General features: G+C 38.5%; 32 protein-coding genes and 1 tRNA gene. 32 read left to right on the top strand and 1 reads right to left on the bottom strand.

The genetic code is table 11. The features are described 5' to 3' along the window. The first annotated feature begins 13 nt into the window (after positions 1-13). From rplC to radA, 32 genes are all read left to right on the top strand, one after another. Entirely contained in the window at positions 14-637 is a 624-nt protein-coding gene (gene rplC / locus ACRYLU_RS10740; RefSeq protein WP_003129970.1) for a 50S ribosomal protein L3, read from the top strand. 25 nt (positions 638-662) lie between these two features. After that, a complete protein-coding gene (gene rplD / locus ACRYLU_RS10735; protein ID WP_003129968.1) occupies positions 663-1289 on the top strand; it encodes a 50S ribosomal protein L4 in 627 nt (208 codons plus the stop codon). Next, positions 1289-1582 carry a 50S ribosomal protein L23 gene (locus ACRYLU_RS10730; RefSeq protein ID WP_003129966.1) on the top strand — a complete coding sequence of 98 codons (294 nt, stop codon included), beginning with the start codon at positions 1289-1291 and terminating at the stop codon, positions 1580-1582. Before rplD ends, ACRYLU_RS10730 begins: the two co-directional genes overlap by 1 nt. Positions 1583-1597: 15 nt before the next feature. Continuing rightward, positions 1598-2428: a 50S ribosomal protein L2 gene (rplB, locus tag ACRYLU_RS10725; protein WP_003129965.1), complete on the top strand. Its 831-nt coding sequence runs from the start codon at positions 1598-1600 to the stop codon at positions 2426-2428. A 158-nt stretch (positions 2429-2586) separates the two neighbouring features. Next, positions 2587-2865 (top strand): 30S ribosomal protein S19, encoded by a 279-nt coding sequence (gene rpsS / locus ACRYLU_RS10720; RefSeq protein WP_003129963.1) that lies wholly within the window; start codon positions 2587-2589, stop codon positions 2863-2865. A gap of 15 nt (positions 2866-2880) precedes the next feature. Further along, positions 2881-3228, top strand: a complete 348-nt coding sequence (rplV, locus tag ACRYLU_RS10715; protein WP_010906302.1) for a 50S ribosomal protein L22 — start codon at positions 2881-2883, stop codon at positions 3226-3228. A 12-nt stretch (positions 3229-3240) separates the two neighbouring features. Continuing rightward, positions 3241-3894, top strand: coding sequence for a 30S ribosomal protein S3 (gene rpsC, locus ACRYLU_RS10710; RefSeq protein WP_003129960.1), 654 nt, complete (start codon positions 3241-3243; stop codon positions 3892-3894). Between the two features lie 3 nt (positions 3895-3897). Next, positions 3898-4311, top strand: a complete 414-nt coding sequence (rplP, locus tag ACRYLU_RS10705) for a 50S ribosomal protein L16 (protein ID WP_003129958.1) — start codon at positions 3898-3900, stop codon at positions 4309-4311. Next, positions 4311-4520, top strand: coding sequence for a 50S ribosomal protein L29 (rpmC, locus tag ACRYLU_RS10700; RefSeq protein WP_003129957.1), 210 nt, complete (start codon positions 4311-4313; stop codon positions 4518-4520). Before rplP ends, rpmC begins: the two co-directional genes overlap by 1 nt. Before the next feature lie 20 nt (positions 4521-4540). After that, positions 4541-4801: a 30S ribosomal protein S17 gene (gene rpsQ, locus ACRYLU_RS10695; protein WP_003129955.1), complete on the top strand. Its 261-nt coding sequence runs from the start codon at positions 4541-4543 to the stop codon at positions 4799-4801. Positions 4802-4823: 22 nt separating this feature from the next. Further along, a complete protein-coding gene (gene rplN / locus ACRYLU_RS10690; protein WP_003129953.1) occupies positions 4824-5192 on the top strand; it encodes a 50S ribosomal protein L14 in 369 nt (122 codons plus the stop codon). Positions 5193-5325: 133 nt separating this feature from the next. Continuing rightward, complete coding sequence (rplX, locus tag ACRYLU_RS10685) at positions 5326-5631, top strand: 50S ribosomal protein L24 (RefSeq protein WP_003129951.1); 306 nt, start codon at positions 5326-5328, stop codon at positions 5629-5631. 19 nt (positions 5632-5650) lie between these two features. Next, positions 5651-6193 (top strand): 50S ribosomal protein L5, encoded by a 543-nt coding sequence (rplE, locus tag ACRYLU_RS10680; RefSeq protein ID WP_003129948.1) that lies wholly within the window; start codon positions 5651-5653, stop codon positions 6191-6193. Between the two features lie 18 nt (positions 6194-6211). Further along, entirely contained in the window at positions 6212-6397 is a 186-nt protein-coding gene (locus ACRYLU_RS10675) for a type Z 30S ribosomal protein S14 (protein WP_003129946.1), read from the top strand. A gap of 233 nt (positions 6398-6630) precedes the next feature. Then, positions 6631-6828, top strand: a complete 198-nt coding sequence (locus ACRYLU_RS10670; protein ID WP_445080976.1) for a hypothetical protein — start codon at positions 6631-6633, stop codon at positions 6826-6828. Beyond that, positions 6825-7157, top strand: a complete 333-nt coding sequence (locus ACRYLU_RS10665) for a hypothetical protein (RefSeq protein ID WP_445080975.1) — start codon at positions 6825-6827, stop codon at positions 7155-7157. Before ACRYLU_RS10670 ends, ACRYLU_RS10665 begins: the two co-directional genes overlap by 4 nt. A 214-nt stretch (positions 7158-7371) precedes the next feature. Next, positions 7372-7770, top strand: coding sequence for a 30S ribosomal protein S8 (rpsH, locus tag ACRYLU_RS10660; RefSeq protein WP_003129932.1), 399 nt, complete (start codon positions 7372-7374; stop codon positions 7768-7770). A gap of 216 nt (positions 7771-7986) precedes the next feature. Then, positions 7987-8523 (top strand): 50S ribosomal protein L6, encoded by a 537-nt coding sequence (gene rplF, locus ACRYLU_RS10655; protein WP_003129925.1) that lies wholly within the window; start codon positions 7987-7989, stop codon positions 8521-8523. Positions 8524-8738: 215 nt separating this feature from the next. Beyond that, positions 8739-9086, top strand: coding sequence for a 50S ribosomal protein L18 (gene rplR, locus ACRYLU_RS10650; RefSeq protein ID WP_003129924.1), 348 nt, complete (start codon positions 8739-8741; stop codon positions 9084-9086). Between the two features lie 18 nt (positions 9087-9104). Continuing rightward, the gene (gene rpsE, locus ACRYLU_RS10645) at positions 9105-9611 is read left to right on the top strand and encodes a 30S ribosomal protein S5 (RefSeq protein WP_003129922.1); all 507 of its coding nucleotides are present in this window, start codon (positions 9105-9107) and stop codon (positions 9609-9611) included. A gap of 10 nt (positions 9612-9621) precedes the next feature. Further along, entirely contained in the window at positions 9622-9801 is a 180-nt protein-coding gene (gene rpmD / locus ACRYLU_RS10640) for a 50S ribosomal protein L30 (protein ID WP_003129921.1), read from the top strand. 273 nt (positions 9802-10074) lie between these two features. Further along, entirely contained in the window at positions 10075-10518 is a 444-nt protein-coding gene (gene rplO / locus ACRYLU_RS10635; protein ID WP_003129920.1) for a 50S ribosomal protein L15, read from the top strand. 77 nt (positions 10519-10595) lie between these two features. Next, positions 10596-11915, top strand: coding sequence for a preprotein translocase subunit SecY (gene secY, locus ACRYLU_RS10630; protein WP_003129919.1), 1320 nt, complete (start codon positions 10596-10598; stop codon positions 11913-11915). 139 nt (positions 11916-12054) lie between these two features. Continuing rightward, complete coding sequence (locus ACRYLU_RS10625) at positions 12055-12702, top strand: adenylate kinase (protein ID WP_010906298.1); 648 nt, start codon at positions 12055-12057, stop codon at positions 12700-12702. Between the two features lie 296 nt (positions 12703-12998). Continuing rightward, positions 12999-13217, top strand: coding sequence for a translation initiation factor IF-1 (gene infA, locus ACRYLU_RS10620; RefSeq protein ID WP_003130554.1), 219 nt, complete (start codon positions 12999-13001; stop codon positions 13215-13217). Positions 13218-13270: 53 nt separating this feature from the next. Further along, on the top strand, positions 13271-13387 hold the full coding sequence (rpmJ, locus tag ACRYLU_RS10615) for a 50S ribosomal protein L36 (protein ID WP_001808836.1): 117 nt from the start codon (positions 13271-13273) through the stop codon (positions 13385-13387). A gap of 17 nt (positions 13388-13404) precedes the next feature. Then, a complete protein-coding gene (gene rpsM, locus ACRYLU_RS10610; protein ID WP_003130555.1) occupies positions 13405-13770 on the top strand; it encodes a 30S ribosomal protein S13 in 366 nt (121 codons plus the stop codon). A gap of 20 nt (positions 13771-13790) precedes the next feature. Continuing rightward, positions 13791-14174: a 30S ribosomal protein S11 gene (rpsK, locus tag ACRYLU_RS10605; RefSeq protein WP_010906297.1), complete on the top strand. Its 384-nt coding sequence runs from the start codon at positions 13791-13793 to the stop codon at positions 14172-14174. Between the two features lie 47 nt (positions 14175-14221). Beyond that, entirely contained in the window at positions 14222-15160 is a 939-nt protein-coding gene (locus tag ACRYLU_RS10600) for a DNA-directed RNA polymerase subunit alpha (protein WP_003130557.1), read from the top strand. Between the two features lie 18 nt (positions 15161-15178). After that, the gene (gene rplQ, locus ACRYLU_RS10595; protein ID WP_003130558.1) at positions 15179-15559 is read left to right on the top strand and encodes a 50S ribosomal protein L17; all 381 of its coding nucleotides are present in this window, start codon (positions 15179-15181) and stop codon (positions 15557-15559) included. Between the two features lie 185 nt (positions 15560-15744). Next, positions 15745-15817 (top strand) — tRNA-Thr (locus ACRYLU_RS10590). A gap of 369 nt (positions 15818-16186) precedes the next feature. Then, the gene (radA, locus tag ACRYLU_RS10585; RefSeq protein WP_003130563.1) at positions 16187-17548 is read left to right on the top strand and encodes a DNA repair protein RadA; all 1362 of its coding nucleotides are present in this window, start codon (positions 16187-16189) and stop codon (positions 17546-17548) included. A gap of 43 nt (positions 17549-17591) precedes the next feature. Here the strand turns inward: radA and ACRYLU_RS10580 are convergent, their stop codons facing one another. Next, positions 17592-18278: a YoaK family protein gene (locus ACRYLU_RS10580; RefSeq protein ID WP_050573393.1), complete on the bottom strand. Its 687-nt coding sequence runs from the start codon at positions 18276-18278 to the stop codon at positions 17592-17594. Positions 18279-18419: the final 141 nt, after the last annotated feature.

Below are 18419 nucleotides of genomic sequence, written 5' to 3'. Positions count from 1 at the left end.
AAAGGTAATTCTCATGTCAAAAGGAATCTTAGGGAAAAAAGTGGGAATGACTCAAATCTTCACAGAAAACGGTGAATTAATTCCTGTTACTGTGATCGAAGCGACTCCTAACACAGTTCTTCAAGTTAAATCTGTTGAAACAGATGGTTACGAAGCAACTCAAGTTGGTTTCGATACACTTCGTGAAGTTTTGACCAACAAACCTGCCAAAGGTCATGCTGCTAAAGCTAATACGACTCCTAAGCGCTTCGTTCGTGAATTCAAAGGACTCGAAGGCGCTGAAGTAGGAGCAGAAATCACTGTTGATACATTTGCAGCCGGAGATGTTGTTGATGTTACCGGAACTTCTAAAGGTAAAGGTTTCCAAGGCCCAATCAAACGTCATGGTCAATCACGTGGTCCTATGGCCCACGGTTCACGTTACCACCGTCGTCCTGGTTCAATGGGTCCTGTTGCAGCTAACAAAGTTCCAAAAGGTAAAAAACTTGCTGGACGTATGGGTAACAAACGCGTTACTGTACAAAACCTTGTTATCGCACAAGTGCTTCCTGAAAAGAACGTTATCCTTGTAAAAGGTAATGTCCCAGGTGCTAAGAAATCATTGATTGTTGTTAAATCAGCAATCAAAGCTAAATAAGAAGGAAAGGAGATAGAAATCTATAATGGCAAAAGTATCATTATTTAAACAAGATGGTTCACAAGCTGGTGAAGTTACACTTAACGACTCAGTATTTGGTATCGAACCAAACGAATCAGTCGTATTCGACGTTGTAATCTCACAACGCGCTAGCCTTCGCCAAGGAACACACGCACACAAAAATCGTTCTGCTGTGTCTGGTGGTGGTAAAAAACCATGGCGTCAAAAAGGTACAGGTCGTGCCCGTCAAGGTTCTACCCGCTCTCCACAATGGCGTGGTGGTGGTACTGTCTTCGGTCCAAACCCACGTAGCTACGCTTACAAACTTCCACAAAAAGTTCGTCAATTGGCGCTTAAATCAGTTTACTCAACAAAAGTTGCTGATGGTAAATTAATCGCTGTTGACACACTTGACTTTACAGCTCCAAAAACTGCTGAATTTGCAAAAGTAATCTCAGCACTTTCAATCGAACGTAAAGTTCTTGTGGTTCTTCCAAACGAAGGTAACGAATTTGCAGAACTCTCTGCACGTAATCTTGCAAACGTGAAAGTTACAACTGCTAATTCAGCATCTGTACTTGACATCGTTTCTGCTGACAAACTCCTTGTGGTTCAATCAGCATTGACACAAATTGAGGAGGTTCTTGCATAATGTCACTTTATGATATCATCCGTAAACCTATCATTACTGAAGCTTCTATGGCTGCAATGGATCAAAAGAAATATACTTTCGAAGTAGATTCACGTGCGCATAAACTTCTCATCAAACAAGCTGTTGAAGCTGTCTTTGGTGTAAAAGTTGCCTCAGTAAATACTATCAGCGTTAAACCAAAATCTAAACGAGTTGGTAAATACACTGGTACTAAATCAGGCTACAAAAAAGCTATCGTTACTTTGACTGAAGATTCTAAAACAATCGAAATCTTCGGCGAAGACGCAGAATAATAGAGGAGGAAAATCGTGGGAATTAAAGTTTACAAACCTACCACAAACGGTCGCCGTAACATGACTGGTAGCGACTTCGCTGAAATCACTACAAGTACTCCTGAAAAGAGCTTGCTTGTAAGCATGAGCAAAACAGCTGGTCGTAATAACACTGGTCGTATCACAGTTCGTCACCACGGTGGTGGTCACAAACGTAAATATCGTGTAATCGACTTCAAACGTACAACTGACAACGTTGTTGCTAAAGTTGCTACAATTGAATACGATCCAAACCGTACTGCAAACATCGCATTGATCGTTTACTCTAACGGTGTTAAATCATACATCTTGGCTCCTAAAGGCCTTGAAGTTGGAATGACAGTTGTATCTGGCCCTGAAGCCGACATCAAAGTTGGTAACGCATTGCCACTTGCTAACATTCCAGTTGGTACATTAATCCACAACATTGAATTGAAACCTGGTAAAGGCGGACAATTGGTTCGTTCAGCTGGTGCTTCAGCTCAAGTACTCGGTTCAGAAGGTAAATATACACTCGTTCGTCTTCAATCAGGCGAAGTTCGTATGATTCTTTCAACTTGCCGTGCTACAATCGGTGTTGTAGGTAATGAACAACAAAGCTTAATTAACCTTGGTAAAGCAGGACGTACACGTCACATGGGTATCCGCCCAACAGTACGTGGTTCTGTAATGAACCCTAACGATCACCCACACGGTGGTGGTGAAGGTCGTCAACCAGTTGGTCGCAAGTCTCCAATGACTCCATGGGGTAAACCAGCTCTTGGTCTCAAGACTCGCAACAAGAAAGCAAAATCAAGCAAACTTATCGTTCGTCGTATCAACGACTAATAAGTCGCTTTATTTTCACAAGAGCCTTCTCGGCGTCTTGTTAAATTTGATAAAACTTATTGTCGAATTTAATGAGATGTCGAAAGTGCATCTATAATTCCGCCAACTCCGCCTTAGTAGCGGTAGTGGTACAAATATTTAAAGGAGAAACTCGCAAAATGGGTCGTAGTCTTAAAAAAGGACCTTTCGTCGATGAGCATTTGATGAAAAAAGTTGAAGCTCAAGTCAACGCCGAAAGAAAATCTGTGATCAAAACTTGGTCACGCCGTTCTACAATCTTCCCGAACTTTGTAGGACTTACAATTGCTGTTTACGATGGTCGCAAACACGTACCAGTTTACGTTCAAGAAGATATGGTTGGACACAAACTTGGTGAATTCGCACCAACTCGTACTTATCGTGGTCACGCTGCTGACGACAAGAAAACACGTCGCTAATAGGAGGAGAAAAAAATGGCAGAAATTACTTCAGCTAAAGCAACTGCAAAAACAGTTCGCGTTTCACCTCGTAAGACTCGTCTTGTTATCGATCTTATCCGCGGGAAACGTGTTGCAGATGCAATTGCAATCTTGAAATTTACACCGACTAAAGCTGCTGTAGAAGTTGAAAACGTACTTAATAGTGCTATCGCTAATGCAGAAAATAACTTTGGTCTTGAAAAAGCTAACTTGGTAGTAAGCGAAACATTTATTAATGAAGGTCCAACAATGAAACGTTTCCGTCCACGTGCCAAAGGTTCAGCTTCACCAATTAACAAACGCACAGCTCACATCACTGTAGTTGTAGCTGAGAAAGAATAAGGAGGTAAAAACGTGGGTCAAAAAGTACATCCAATAGGAATGCGTGTTGGCGTTATTCGCGATTGGGATGCCAAATGGTATGCTGAAAAAGAATATGCGGATTACCTTCACGAAGACTTGGCAATTCGTCAACTTATCCAAACTAAACTTGCTGATGCTTCAGTATCATTGATTGAAACTGAACGTGCAATTAACAAAGTTATCGTAACTTTGCACACTGCTAAACCAGGTATGGTTATCGGTAAATCAGGAGCTAACGTTGATGCACTCCGTGCAGAACTCAACAAACTTACTGGTAAACAAGTTCACATCAACATCGTTGAAATCAAAAAACCTGATTTGGACGCTCATCTTGTTGGTGAAGGAATTGCTAAACAACTTGAAGCACGTATTGCTTTCCGTCGTGCTCAAAAACAAGCAATCCAACGTGCGATGCGCGCTGGTGCAAAAGGGATCAAAACTCAAGTTTCTGGTCGTTTGAATGGTGCTGATATTGCCCGTGCTGAAGGATATTCAGAAGGTACAGTTCCACTCCACACACTCCGTGCGGATATCGACTACGCTTGGGAAGAAGCAGACACAACTTATGGTAAACTCGGCGTTAAAGTTTGGATCTACCGTGGTGAAGTTCTCCCTACTAAAAAATCTGTGAAAGGAGAAAAATAATCCATGTTAGTACCAAAACGTGTAAAACACCGTCGTGAATTCCGCGGTAAAATGCGTGGTTATGCTAAAGGTGGCGATACTATTTCTTTCGGTGAATATGGTCTTCAAGCGACTACATCTCACTGGATTACTAACCGCCAAATCGAAGCAGCTCGTATTGCTATGACTCGTTACATGAAACGTAACGGTCAAGTTTGGATTAAAATTTTCCCTCACAAATCATACACAGCCAAAGCTATTGGTGTGCGTATGGGTTCAGGGAAAGGTGCTCCTGAAGGTTGGGTTGCTCCAGTTAAACGTGGCGTTGTCATGTTTGAATTGGGCGGCGTTGATGAAGCGACTGCACGCGAAGCGTTGCGTCTTGCTTCACACAAACTTCCTGTTAAAACTAAATTTGTGAAACGAGGTGAAGCGTAATGAAATTGAGCGAAACTAAATCACTTCTTAAAGATTTGCGCGCTTTGTCAGTTGAAGAATTGACAACTCGTGAAGCTGAATTGAAGAAAGAATTGTTTGATCTTCGTTTCCAAGCTGCTGCTGGTCGTCTCGAAAACACAGCTAAGCTTGATGAAGTCAAGAAAACTATTGCACGTGTAAAAACTGTGCAAGCTGAATTGAACAAATAATAGGTCAGGAGAAACTATAAATGGAACGCAAACAACGTAAAGTTTATCAAGGCCGCGTGGTTTCAGACAAAATGGATAAAACTATCACAGTTGTCGTAGAAACTAAGCGTAACCACCCTGTCTATGGTAAACGCATTAACTATTCTAAAAAATATAAAGCTCACGACGAAAACAACTCTGCAAAAACTGGCGACATCGTTCGTATCATGGAAACTCGTCCTTTGTCTAAAGACAAACATTTCCGTCTTGTAGAAATCGTTGAAGAAGCAGTTATTATCTAAGCAAAACTAGGAGGAATATAGCATGATTCAAACAGAATCTCGTTTGAAAGTTGCAGATAACTCAGGTGCTAAAGAACTTTTGACTATCCGTGTTCTCGGTGGTTCATCACGTAAGTTCGCTGGTATCGGTGATATCGTTGTAGCTACAGTTAAATCAGCTGCCCCTGGTGGAGCAGTTAAAAAAGGTGAAGTTGTGAAAGCAGTCATCGTTCGTACTAAATCTGGTGCGAAACGTCCTGACGGTTCATACATCAAATTTGATGAAAATGCAGCAGTGCTCATCCGTGACGATAAAACTCCTCGCGGAACACGTATCTTTGGCCCAGTTGCCCGCGAACTCCGCGAAGGTGGCTACATGAAGATCGTTTCACTTGCTCCAGAAGTACTCTAATCAAGCATTATAGAGATATGGTTTTGTTGGAAAAATTTTTTGACAGAATCATATTTTACTGTTATTATTAACAGAATAGTCCCCTAGTAACAAAATATTAGGGTGCCCATCGGGCGTAAGAAAGGAATTAAACATGTTTGTAAAAACTGGTGATACAGTTAAAGTTATCGCAGGTAAAGACCGCGGTACTACTGGTAAAGTAATCAAAGCTTTGCCAAAAGTAAATAAAGTTGTCGTTGAAGGTGTTGCTATCATGAAGAAACACCAAAAACCAAACTCAGAAAACCCAAGTGGTGCTATTCTTGAAATCGAAGCTCCTATCCACGTTTCTAACGTACAAGTGCTCGACAAAAATGGCGTTGCTGGTCGTGTAGGTTACAAAGTTGTTGACGATAAAAAAGTTCGTTTCAACAAAAAATCTGGCGAAATTTTAGACTAAGGCGGAAAGGAGAAATAATATGACTAATCGTTTGAAAGAAAAATATACTAACGAAGTAGTACCAGCGTTGACTGAACAATTCAATTACACTTCAATCATGGCTGTACCAAAAGTTGATAAAATCGTTATCAACATGGGTGTTGGAGATGCTGTAAACAACTCTAAAAACCTTGATAAAGCTGTTGCTGAATTGGCTTTGATCTCTGGTCAAAAACCATTGATTACTAAAGCTAAAAAATCAGTTGCTGCTTTCCGTCTTCGTGAAGGTATGCCAATCGGTGCGAAAGTAACTCTTCGTGGCGAACGTATGTTCGAATTCTTGGACAAATTGGTTACTGTTTCACTCCCACGTGTACGTGATTTCCACGGTGTTTCAAACAAAGCGTTTGACGGTCGCGGTAACTACACACTTGGTGTGAAAGAACAATTGATTTTCCCAGAAATCAACTATGATGATGTTGATAAAGTTCGTGGTATGGATATTGTTATCGTAACAACTGCTAACACTGACGAAGAATCACGTGAATTGCTTGCTAAACTCGGCATGCCGTTCGCTAAATAAGATAGGGAGAATACATAAATGGCTAAGAAATCTATGGTTGTTAAAAACCAACGCCCTGCAAAATTCTCAACACAAGCTTATACTCGTTGCGAACGTTGCGGACGTCCACATTCAGTTTACCGCAAATTTAAACTTTGCCGTATCTGTCTTCGCGAATTGGCTTACAAAGGTCAATTGCCAGGCGTTAAAAAAGCTTCATGGTAATTTGTTAATTATCGTGTAACGAATAAAAATTACTGACAGACTTTCTGTCAGTAATTTTTTTTGTATCTTAGATAAATTATTAAAAGCTAGTCTATTAATGTGGATTAAAGGTATAGATTTGCTATAATGGTGAGGAAACGGGAGGAATTTATGGAAAAAACATCAGCTAATATTAAAAAGTTTGTAGGGATTAGCCTAATTACTTTAGGAACTTTAACTGTTTTAAACGGGCTGTGGCAGTAAAGAAAGTAAAAAGTCTGAACAAAGCAGTTTCTCTTCGAGTATTAATAATAAAAGTAGTCAAAGTAGTAGTAGTTCAAATTCTTCAAGTACAAGTTCAAGTACAAGTACAAGTTCAAGTTCAAGTTCTTCCACTCAGGAAGGATTTGGAGATGTTCCACAAATTCTATCGGGCAATTATTCTTCCTTGAATGGTACTTGGCAGACTGCTGACGGGTCTACTAAAATTATCTTGAATAATGGCAATATCATTTTTAGTCCAGAATATGAGAGAATAATATCAAATCCGGTGGCTAAGGATGGAATAGTTATTGCTGATGCGTTGAACGATAAAAGGCATATGGGCTTTATGTTTGCCGCTGCCCACAATTCTCCATTATTTCCAAATTCCTCAAATGTGGATAAGACAGATTCAGGAAAAGACAGACTTATAATAACTACGGATGAAGAGGGAATAGAAATATTTGATACTATGCCAACATCATTTTTTTACAAAGTAAGTAATGATACCACACTTTGAGCTCATAAGTTATAACAAAATTACTGGCAATTCTGTCAGTAATTTTTATTCTATAAAAACCATGACACACCCGAAAACATTGTAAAGAAAAGTGTTGACATGGTGCGGAACTTCTGCTATACTAATTAAGTTCGGTCTTTTTATGAAAAAGACCTCATTAATTTGAAAGTGGGATTTGGACAAGCCCAAACTACAAATAAGGAGAAATTACACTATGGTAATGACTGACCCAATCGCAGATTTCTTGACTCGTATTCGTAATGGTAACATGCGTAAATTCGATGTTGTTGAAGCACCTGCATCAAAAATCAAACGTCAAATCGCTGAAATCCTCAAAGCTGAAGGTTACGTGAAAGACGTTGAATACGTTGAAGATAACAAACAAGGCGTAATCCGCGTTTTTCTTAAATACGGTAAAAACGGTGAAAAAGTTATCACTAACTTGAAACGTATTTCAAAACCAGGTCTTCGTGTTTACGTGAAATCTGATGATGTTCCTAAAGTTCTTAACGGACTCGGTACAGCAATCATCTCAACATCTACTGGTGTCGTAACTGATAAAGTTGCTCGTGAAACAAATGTTGGTGGTGAAGTAATTGCCTATATCTGGTAATTAGTTCGGAGAGACTTCATTGATGGAGTTGATCTAAATGTTTAATATCGACTTTTGATGATATTAAACTGACGAGCGAATTTTTCGTAAGTCAAAATTACTGATAGAAATATTTTTATGCCTGTCAGTAAAATAAAAGTTCTTTTAAATCAAATTTTGATTTAAAACCCGTGAAAACAGATTGAATTAAATCTGATAATTTAACAGGAGAAAAAAATGTCACGTATTGGTAACAAAGTCATCGTTATCCCTGCAGGCGTATCTGTAGAAGTAAACGGTGCAACTGTCACTGTCAAAGGGCCTAAAGGTGAACTCGTTCGTTCATTCAACGAAAACATCACACTTGATATCGCTGAAAACGAAATCACTGTAAAACGTCCAAACGACACTAAAGAAATGAAAATGCTCCACGGAACTACTCGTGCCCTTCTTGCTAACATGGTAGAAGGTGTTTCAACTGGTTTCTCTAAAGCACTTGAAATGATCGGGGTTGGGTACCGTGCACAATTACAAGGAACTAAACTTGTATTGTCAGTTGGTAAATCTCACCAAGACGAAGTTGAAGCACCAGAAAACATCAAATTTGTTGTTGCAACTCCAACTTCTATCGTTGTTGAAGGTATCAGCAAAGAAGCCGTTGGTCAAACAGCAGCTTACATCCGTAGCCGTCGTTCTCCAGAACCTTATAAAGGTAAAGGGATCCGTTACGTTGGTGAATACGTTCGTCGTAAAGAAGGTAAAACTGGTAAATAATTTTTGTCAAAACAATGTTCACTTGGACATTCATTTAGCAAAAAATGTTATCCGTAATTGGTGGTTTGACTTGTCAAATTGCCAGTATTTTGTCAATGCTAACTTTGTTAGACAGACAAAAACTCCCCGCTTATTGACAGCATTCTAGTAATTCTGTCAGTAAGAAAATCGATGGCAAAAACTATCGAAATTTAAAATAATATAGAGGTAGAATTGTGATTTCTAAACCAGATAAAAACAAACTCCGCCAAAAACGTCACACACGTGTACGCGGTAAAATTTCAGGAACATCTGAAACTCCACGTTTGAACGTTTTCCGTTCAAACACAAACATTTATGCACAAGTCATTGATGATGTAACTGGTACAACACTTGCATCAGCTTCATCACTTAAATTGACTGGTACTAAAACTGAACAAGCCGCAGAAGTTGGTAAACTCGTTGCTGAAGCTGCAAAAGCTAAAGGCGTTGAAGAAGTTGTCTTCGACCGCGGTGGTTACCTCTATCACGGACGTGTTGCAGCACTCGCTACAGCAGCTCGTGAAGCTGGATTGAAATTCTAAGGAAAGGGGTAATTAAACATGGCAGAAAACAGAAGAAATGATCGCGAACAAAGCGAATTTGAAGAACGCGTAGTTTCAATTAACCGCGTTACTAAAGTTGTTAAAGGTGGACGTCGTCTTCGCTTTGCAGCACTTGTTGTTGTTGGTGACCGTAACGGTCGCGTAGGTTTCGGTACTGGTAAAGCTCAAGAAGTTCCTGAAGCTATCCGTAAAGCAATCGAAGCAGCTAAGAAAAACCTTATTACAGTTCCTATGGTAGGTACTACACTTCCTCACGAAGCACTTGGTGTCTTCGGTGGTGGTAAAATCCTCCTTAAACCAGCTGTAGAAGGTGCTGGAGTTGCCGCAGGTGGTGCCGTTCGTGCCGTCCTCGAACTCGCTGGTGTTGCTGACGTAACATCAAAATCACTTGGTTCAAACACACCAATCAACGTTGTTCGTGCAACTGTTGATGGATTGAATCAATTGAAACGTGCTGAAGAAGTTGCTGCATTACGCGGTAAATCTGTATCAGATTTCGCCTAAGGAGGAAAAAATGGCTCAAATTAAAATTACATTGGTAAACTCACCAATCGGCCGTATCCCTGCTCAACGCAAAACTGTTAAAGCACTCGGTCTTGGTAAACTCAACAGCTCAGTAGTAAAAGAAGGTTCACCTGCTATTCTTGGTATGGTAAACTCTATTTCTCACTTGGTAAAAGTTGAAGAAGCATAATTAATATTAAAAAAAACAATTCTGTCTTTACTGACAGGATTGTTTTTTTACTGACAGAAATCTAGAGTACTTTAAAAAAGATTATTTGCTATTTTTTAGAATAATAAAATATATTTGCAAACGACGAAATGGCTTGTAATTCCAATCGAAAAATAGTAAAATAATAGAAGTCTGATATCAGGCAAATAAATATATTAACGTATCGGCGAGTTTATTTTTCACGTTCCTTACATGGAAAATAGGCGACAGCAAGGTACAAAATAAGGAGAAAAAATGGAACTTCATTCATTGAAAGCTGCTGAAGGCAGTCGTAAAGTACGTAATCGCGTAGGTCGTGGTACATCATCAGGTAACGGTAAAACATCTGGACGTGGACAAAAAGGTCAAAAATCTCGTTCAGGTGGTGGAGTACGTCCTGGTTTTGAAGGTGGACAAACAGAATTGTTCCGTCGCATGCCAAAACGTGGTTTTTTGAATGTTAACCGTAAAGAATACGCTATTGTCAACCTTGAAACTTTGAACCGTCTTGAAGATGGAGCAACTGTTTCAGCTGAAACTCTTGTAGCTGCTAAAATCATCAAGGACGTTAAATCAGGTGTTAAAGTTCTTGCTAACGGTGAATTGACAGCTAAAAAACTTACAGTTAAAGTTGCTAAAGTATCTGCTGCTGCTAAAGCTGCAATCGAAGCTGCTGGTGGTTCTGTAGAAGAAGCTTAATTTTTACACTACAATTGGCGGTTGAATTTTCAACCGCTTATTGTCTATTTACAATTAAAACGCTTTAAGGAGATTTTATGTTTTTTAAGACGCTTAAGGAAGCCTTTAAGGTCAAGGACGTCCGAGCAAGAATTCTCTTTACGATTTTCATCCTTTTTGTTTTCCGCTTAGGTGCCCATATTACGGTACCTGGCGTCAACGTTCAAAACTTGACAGAAGTAAGTAATCTTCCTTTCTTGAACATGATGAACTTGGTTTCTGGTAATGCAATGCAAAACTATTCACTCTTTGCAATGGGGGTTTCGCCTTATATTACTGCTTCAATCATTGTTCAATTGTTGCAAATGGACATTTTACCAAAATTTGTTGAGTGGTCAAAACAAGGGGAAATTGGACGTCGTAAACTGAATCAAGCGACACGTTACATTACCTTAGTGCTTGCTATGGCACAATCTATCGGGATTACTGCTGGTTTCCAAGCCATGAGCTCGTTAAATATTGTGCAAAATCCAAATTGGCAAAGCTATTTGATGATTGGTGCAATTTTGACCACTGGTTCAATGGTTGTCACTTGGATGGGTGAACAAATTAATGAAAAAGGATTTGGTTCAGGTGTTTCAGTAATTATCTTTGCTGGGATTGTATCTAGTATCCCATCGGCGGTCAAATCTGTTTATGATGAAAAATTCTTAAACGTTCGACCTTCAGAAATTCCAATGTCTTGGTTATTTGTCATTGGTCTAGTATTGTCAGCAATTATCATTATTTATGTAACAACTTTTGTTCAACAAGCAGAACGTAAAGTACCTATTCAATATACTAAATTGACTCAAGGTGCACCAACAAGTTCTTATTTGCCACTTCGTGTCAATCCAGCTGGGGTTATCCCAGTTATCTTTGCTGGTTCAATTACAACTGCTCCAGCTACGATTTTGCAATTCTTGCAACGTTCGCAAGGAAGTAATGTAGGTTGGTTATCAACTTTACAAGATGCCTTGTCATATACGACTTGGACAGGAATGCTCTTCTACGCATTATTGATTGTGCTCTTTACATTCTTCTACTCATTCGTTCAGGTCAATCCTGAAAAGATGGCTGAAAACCTTCAAAAACAAGGGTCTTACATTCCATCTGTTCGTCCGGGTAAAGGAACTGAAAAGTATGTATCACGTCTCTTGATGCGTCTTGCAACGGTAGGTGCGCTCTTCCTTGGTTTGATTTCAATCATTCCAATTGCTGCCCAAAACGTTTGGGGACTTCCAAAAATTGTCGCTCTTGGAGGAACATCACTCTTAATCTTGATTCAAGTTGCTATACAAGCAGTGAAACAACTTGAAGGATACTTACTCAAACGTAAATATGCAGGATTTATGGATAATCCACTTGAAACAAAATAAAATCTTGTCATTAGACAAGGTTTTTCTTTATTTTTTAGCAAAAATACGCTAAAATAGTGTAGGTAAAATCACAGAGAACATCTGCAATTTACTGACAGTTCTGTCAGTAATTTATAAATTAAAATCAGGAGAAAACAAAATGAATTTATTAATCATGGGACTTCCAGGAGCTGGTAAAGGAACTCAAGCTGAGTTCATCGTTAAAAATTATGGAGTGAACCACATTTCAACAGGTGACATGTTCCGTGCCGCAATGAAAAATGAAACTGAAATGGGTAAACTTGCTAAATCTTTCATCGATAAAGGTGAACTCGTGCCTGATGAAGTAACGAATGGAATTGTTAAAGAACGTTTAGCACAAGATGATATCAAAGCTTCAGGCTTCTTGCTTGACGGATACCCACGTACGATTGACCAAGCTCATGCACTTGATACAATGCTTGAAGAACTTGGAATCAAGCTTGATGCTGTTGTAAATATCGTTGTTAACCCAGATATTTTGGTTGACCGTTTAAGTGGCCGTTACATCTGCCGTAACTGTGGTGCAACTTATCATAAAATCTTCAATCCAACTAAAGTTGAAGGTGTTTGTGACGTTTGTGGTAGTCATGACCTTTATCAACGTGCGGATGATGTTCCAGAAACAGTTAAAAATCGTTTGGATGTCAATATTAAAGAATCAGCTCCAATTATTGAACACTACACTGAACTTGGACTTGTTAAAAACATTGAAGGTGAACAAGAAATTAGCCAAGTAACAGAAGATATTAAAAAAGTTTTAGGATAATGAAAATAAAAACCTCTGTCAGAGGTTTTTTTAGTAAAATAGCAAGATTAAAATACAAAATTTTACTGATAAGCTCTCTGTCAGTAAAATTATAAAAATGAAACACCCGAAAACATTGCCATGAATAGCTTTGAAAGCGAGTAATAAATTAAACCTGTACTCAAGCTAGAAAAATAAAGGCTTTTCTGAAAGAAAGACTTGCATTTGTTGCTGAAAAATGCTAAAATACATAAGTCCGACTTTTTAGATATATATAGTATATATCTTTCGGGAAATTTCTAAGGAGGTACTTTTGCTTGGCAAAAGATGATGTAATTGAAGTAGACGGCAAAGTCGTTGACACCATGCCGAATGCGATGTTCACGGTTGAACTCGAAAATGGTCACCAAGTCTTGGCGACGATTTCAGGAAAAATTCGAAAGAATTATATCCGTATCTTGCCTGGAGACAAGGTTCAAGTTGAACTCTCACCATACGATTTGACACGCGGACGAATTACTTACCGATTTAAGTAATCCGGACATTCATTGAGTGCATGATGCACAGTAACCATAGAAAGGAAGACACAATGAAAGTAAGACCATCAGTTAAACCAATCTGCGAATACTGTAAAGTTATTCGTCGTAACGGTCGTGTAATGGTAATTTGCCCTGCCAATCCAAAACACAAACAACGTCAGGGATAGAAAGGAAATAGAAAAATATGGCTCGTTTTGCTGGAGTTGATATTCCAAACGAAAAACGCATTGTTATTTCATTAACATATGTATTCGGTGTTGGACTTCAAACATCTAAAAAAGTACTTGCAGCTGCAGGTGTCTCAGAAGATATCCGTACAAAAGATTTGACATCAGATCAAGAAGATGCAATCCGTCGTGAACTCGATGGCTTGAAACTCGAAGGAGACCTTCGTCGTGAAGTGTCACTTAACATCAAACGTTTGATGGAAATCGGTTCTTACCGTGGTATGCGTCACCGTCGTGGACTTCCTACACGTGGACAAAACACTAAGAACAACGCTCGTACACGTAAAGGTCCTGCTAAATCAATCGCAGGTAAGAAAAAATAATTAAATAGAAAGGAGTTAAAATGGCAAAAATTACACGTAAACGTCGTGTTAAAAAGAATATTGAATCTGGAATTGTTCATATCCAATCAACATTCAACAACACAATCGTTATGATCACAGACGTTCATGGTAACGCCCTTGCTTGGTCATCAGCTGGTGCACTTGGTTTTAAAGGTTCTAAAAAATCTACACCTTTCGCCGCTCAAATGGCTTCAGAAGCTGCTGCTAAAGCTGCTCAAGAGCAAGGTTTGAAAACTGTATCTGTTACAGTTAAAGGTCCTGGTTCAGGTCGCGAATCAGCTATCCGCGCACTCGCTGCAGCTGGTCTTAATGTAACATCTATCAGTGATGTGACTCCTGTACCTCACAATGGTGCACGTCCTCCAAAACGTCGTCGTGTATAATTAGTTGCTCTTGTCACTAATCACTTTTCGCTTAGAGGAGAACATACATGATTGAGTTTGAAAAACCAAAAATTACTAAATTTGACGAATCAGAAAATTACGGTAAATTCGTTGTTGAACCACTTGAACGTGGTTATGGTACAACTTTAGGTAACTCTCTGCGTCGCGTCCTTTTGTCATCACTTCCTGGTGCTGCTGTGACTTCAATTCAAATTGAAGGTGTTCAACACGAATTCGCAACAATCCCTGGCGTACGTGAAGATGTCATCCAAATCGTTCTTGCGGTTAAAGGAATTGCCATCAAATCATACGTAGAGTCTGAAAAACAAATCGAACTTGACGTAACTGGTCCTATGGATGTTACTGCTGGTGATATCTTAACTGATAGCGACATTGAAATTGTCAACAAAGACCATTACTTGTTCTCTATTGCTGAAGGTCACTCAATGCGTGCTGTAATGACTGTTAAAAAAGGATACGGCTATGTTCCGGCTGACGAAAATAAAGTCGATGGAGCGCCAATTGGCACAATTGCTGTAGACTCAATTTACACACCAGTAAGTAAAGTAAATTATCAAGTAGAACCTGCCCGTGTTGGTGGAGATTCTAGCTACGATAAATTAACACTTGAAATTACTACAAACGGTACTATCGTTTCTGACGAAGCTTTGTCACTCTCAGCTAAAATCTTGACAGACCACTTGAACTTGTTCGTTGATCTTTCAGAAGTTGCAGCTGAAGCCGAAACACTTGTTGTTAAAGATGAAGTTAAAACAGAACGTGTGCTCGATAAAATTATTGAAGAAATGGACTTCTCAGTTCGTGCTTACAATGGTTTGAAACGCGCAGGTATCAACACTGTTGCTGATATTGTTGAAATGAGCGAAGCTGACATGATTAAAGTCAAAAACCTCGGTCACAAATCAGTAGAAGAAGTCAAAGTTAAATTGACTGAATTGGGACTTTCCCTTAAAAAAAGAAAATAATAATATAGGAGGAAACAAATGAGCAATCGTAAACTCGGACGTACATCTTCACAACGTAAAGCTATGCTTCGTGATTTGACTACAGATTTGATCATCAACGAAACTATCGTTACAACTGAAGCTCGCGCTAAAGAAGTTCGTCGTACAGTAGAAAAAATGATTACGCTTGGTAAAAAAGGTGACCTTTCAGCTCGTCGTGCAGCAGCTGCTTACGTACGTAATGAAATCGCAATTAAAGATTTCAACGAAGAAACTGAAACTTTCCCAACTGCCCTTCAAAAATTATTCAACGACCTTGCTAAACGCTACGAAGGACGTAACGGTGGTTACACTCGTATCCTTAAAGTAGAACCACGTCGTGGTGATGCTGCGCCTATGGCAATCATTGAATTGGTTTAATTGTATTAAATCTTGAAGTAATAATAAAATACTAAATTGAGTGTTATGATGTTGGCGGGGGGTTCTGTGGGTGCATGTGTTGAGTTGTGATTGACTCTCTTTCGCATCAGCCTTGCTTATAGTCTAGCTCTGTCTGATTAGATTAAATTTCTAATCTAGTCAGGCCACTCAATTTATTTATTTTAGCCGTTGTAGCTCAGTCGGTAGAGCAGCACCATGGTAAGGTGAAGGTCGACAGTTCGATTCTGTTCAATGGCATATTTTTTACAGTATATATTTTAAATATGAAAGGTCTTATTTATATAATAAGATTTTTTAGTTACTAACATAATAGTATAGAATTAAAGATTAATATTGAAAATAAAGAGATTTATTTTTGATATAGGCGAATGTTAAAGTATAAATATCTACGATAGTAATAAAGTTAAATGAAATGGTTTGTCCATCAGGTATGGTTATTGATATAAAGGCAAAAACTTACAATTATTTTTATCTAAGATTTATGTCAGACGGTCTGAAATATGATAGAATGGTAAAAGAATAAAATCCTTAATCAAATAGAACAGCGGATTATCCGCTGTTTTGTTACATTTTAATAAATTTTACGTATGAATAAGTGGAGGGGAAATGGCGAAGAAAAAATCATCATTTGTTTGTCAAAATTGTGGCTATAAGTCTGCAAAATACTTAGGACGTTGTCCAAACTGTGGCGAATGGTCTTCTTTTGTTGAAGAAGTTGAAGTCCAAGAAGTTAAAAATCAACGTGTTTCAATGACTGGCGAACGTTCAAAACCATTGAAGCTAGATGAAGTTGAATTATTTGATACTCCTCGGATTGAAACGGACTTAGATGAATTTAATCGTGTATTAGGAGGGGGTGTTGTTCCTGGTTCATTAGTTCTGATTGGGGGAGACCCTGGGATAGGTAAATCAACCTTACTTTTACAGGTTTCTACTCAATTGGCTTCTAGAGGTCGTGTGCTTTATGTGAGTGGTGAAGAATCAGCCCAACAAATTAAACTAAGAGCTGAGCGTTTAGGAGATATTGACCGTGACTTTTATCTCTATGCTGAAACAAATATGCAGTCGATTCGTGCAGAAGTTGAGCGTTTAAAACCTAACTTCTTAATTATTGATTCCATTCAAACAATTATGACACCAGAAATTCAATCAACTCAAGGCTCAGTAAGTCAAGTTCGTGAAGTGACTGGAGAATTGATGCAAATTGCTAAAACGAATGATATTGCGACCTTTATTGTTGGTCATGTGACTAAAGAAGGTCAGCTGGCTGGGCCAAGGATGTTAGAGCATATGGTTGATACGGTGCTGTATTTTGAAGGAGAACGAAATAATACATTTAGAATTCTTCGTGCTGTAAAAAACCGTTTTGGTTCAACTAATGAAATTGGAATTTTTGAGATGCAGGGTCATGGCCTGGTCGAAGTGACTAATCCCTCAGAGGTCTTTTTAGAAGAACGTTTAGAGGGCTCAACTGGATCTGCAATTGTTTGTGCACTTGAAGGAACACGGCCCATATTAGTTGAAATACAAGCACTGACGACACCGACAATGTTTGGAAATGCTAAAAGGACGACCTCAGGTCTAGATTTTAACCGTGTAAGTTTAATTATGGCGGTGCTTGAGAAGAGAACGGGGCTTTTGATGCAAAATCAAGATGCCTACCTCAAATCTGCGGGGGGAGTAAAATTGGATGAGCCAGCCATTGACCTCGCGGTCGCGGTCGCTGTGGCTTCAAGTTATAAAGAACTTCCAACAGATGCGCGTGAATGTTTTATTGGTGAAATTGGTTTAACGGGTGAAATTCGTCGGGTGACCCGAATTGAACAAAGATTGAATGAAGCTGCAAAACTAGGGTTTAAAAAAGTATATGCTCCAAAAAATTCAATTGTAGGGATTGATATTCCTGAACAGATTCAAGTGATTGGAGTAACAACTTTAACTGAATGTTTAAAACTGGTCTTTGGCTAATATAAAAATAAGGCTATTTCGTTAATGAAATAGCCTTTGCTTTTTATGAATGACTTATCTTATAAGAATAATAAGCTAATAGAACTAATAGACTAGAGCCGATTAATGTAAAATCACCTAACCATAAACTTAAAAGTGAAGAAATAAAGGCTCCCACAACAAATGATAAAGCAAGAGATAAGAAAATGAGTGAATTTTTTAAGTCCTTAGTATTTTTAGAAACTATATATTGTCCTAGATTTGTTCCAAAAGCTTTGATATTACCTGTGGACATGATATTAGCATAAGGAAGTCCTCTAACTCGGGTAAAGGTATCACCTTGAATAACCATAAAAAAGGAGAGAATTCCAACAAAAAGTGAGGCTGATAAATGTAAAAAAGTAGCGAAGGCGAGAGAAATGAGTAAAATACCAATCATTTGTATGAAGAGAAGGGATTCAATTTCACTTTGATTATTTTGGGTTTTATATTTGGTGAATAAGGTCTTGAAAAGTGCACCTAGTGCAAAAAATAAAATTGGAATTATAAATTGAAAAGCTTTTTCCAAATTTCCATGGGCTAAATTAATTCCAGTCTGAATCAAATTCCCAGTTTGGAGACTAGCGAAACGGCCGTCAAAATGAAAAAAGGTAAAGGCATCAACAAAGCCTGTATTCATGGCAAGTAATAGAGCAACAAGTAAACTTTCTTTAGAATGGACTGCGGATTTAAACATAATTTTTTCCTTCATAATCTGTAAAAGATAAAGCCATTATAGCACAATGATCATCTAATGCACTCCATTTAAAATAAAAAATTAAATAACTGTTAAAAAGGAAAATAAGTTATAATATAATAAATATAGCATGAGAAATTCAATAGATTTCTTGTG

The sequence above is a fragment of the Lactococcus sp. KTH0-1S genome (genome assembly GCF_052544945.1).
The sequence above is the reverse complement of the archived record's forward strand: the minus strand, read 5'-3'. Positions and strand labels throughout refer to the sequence as shown.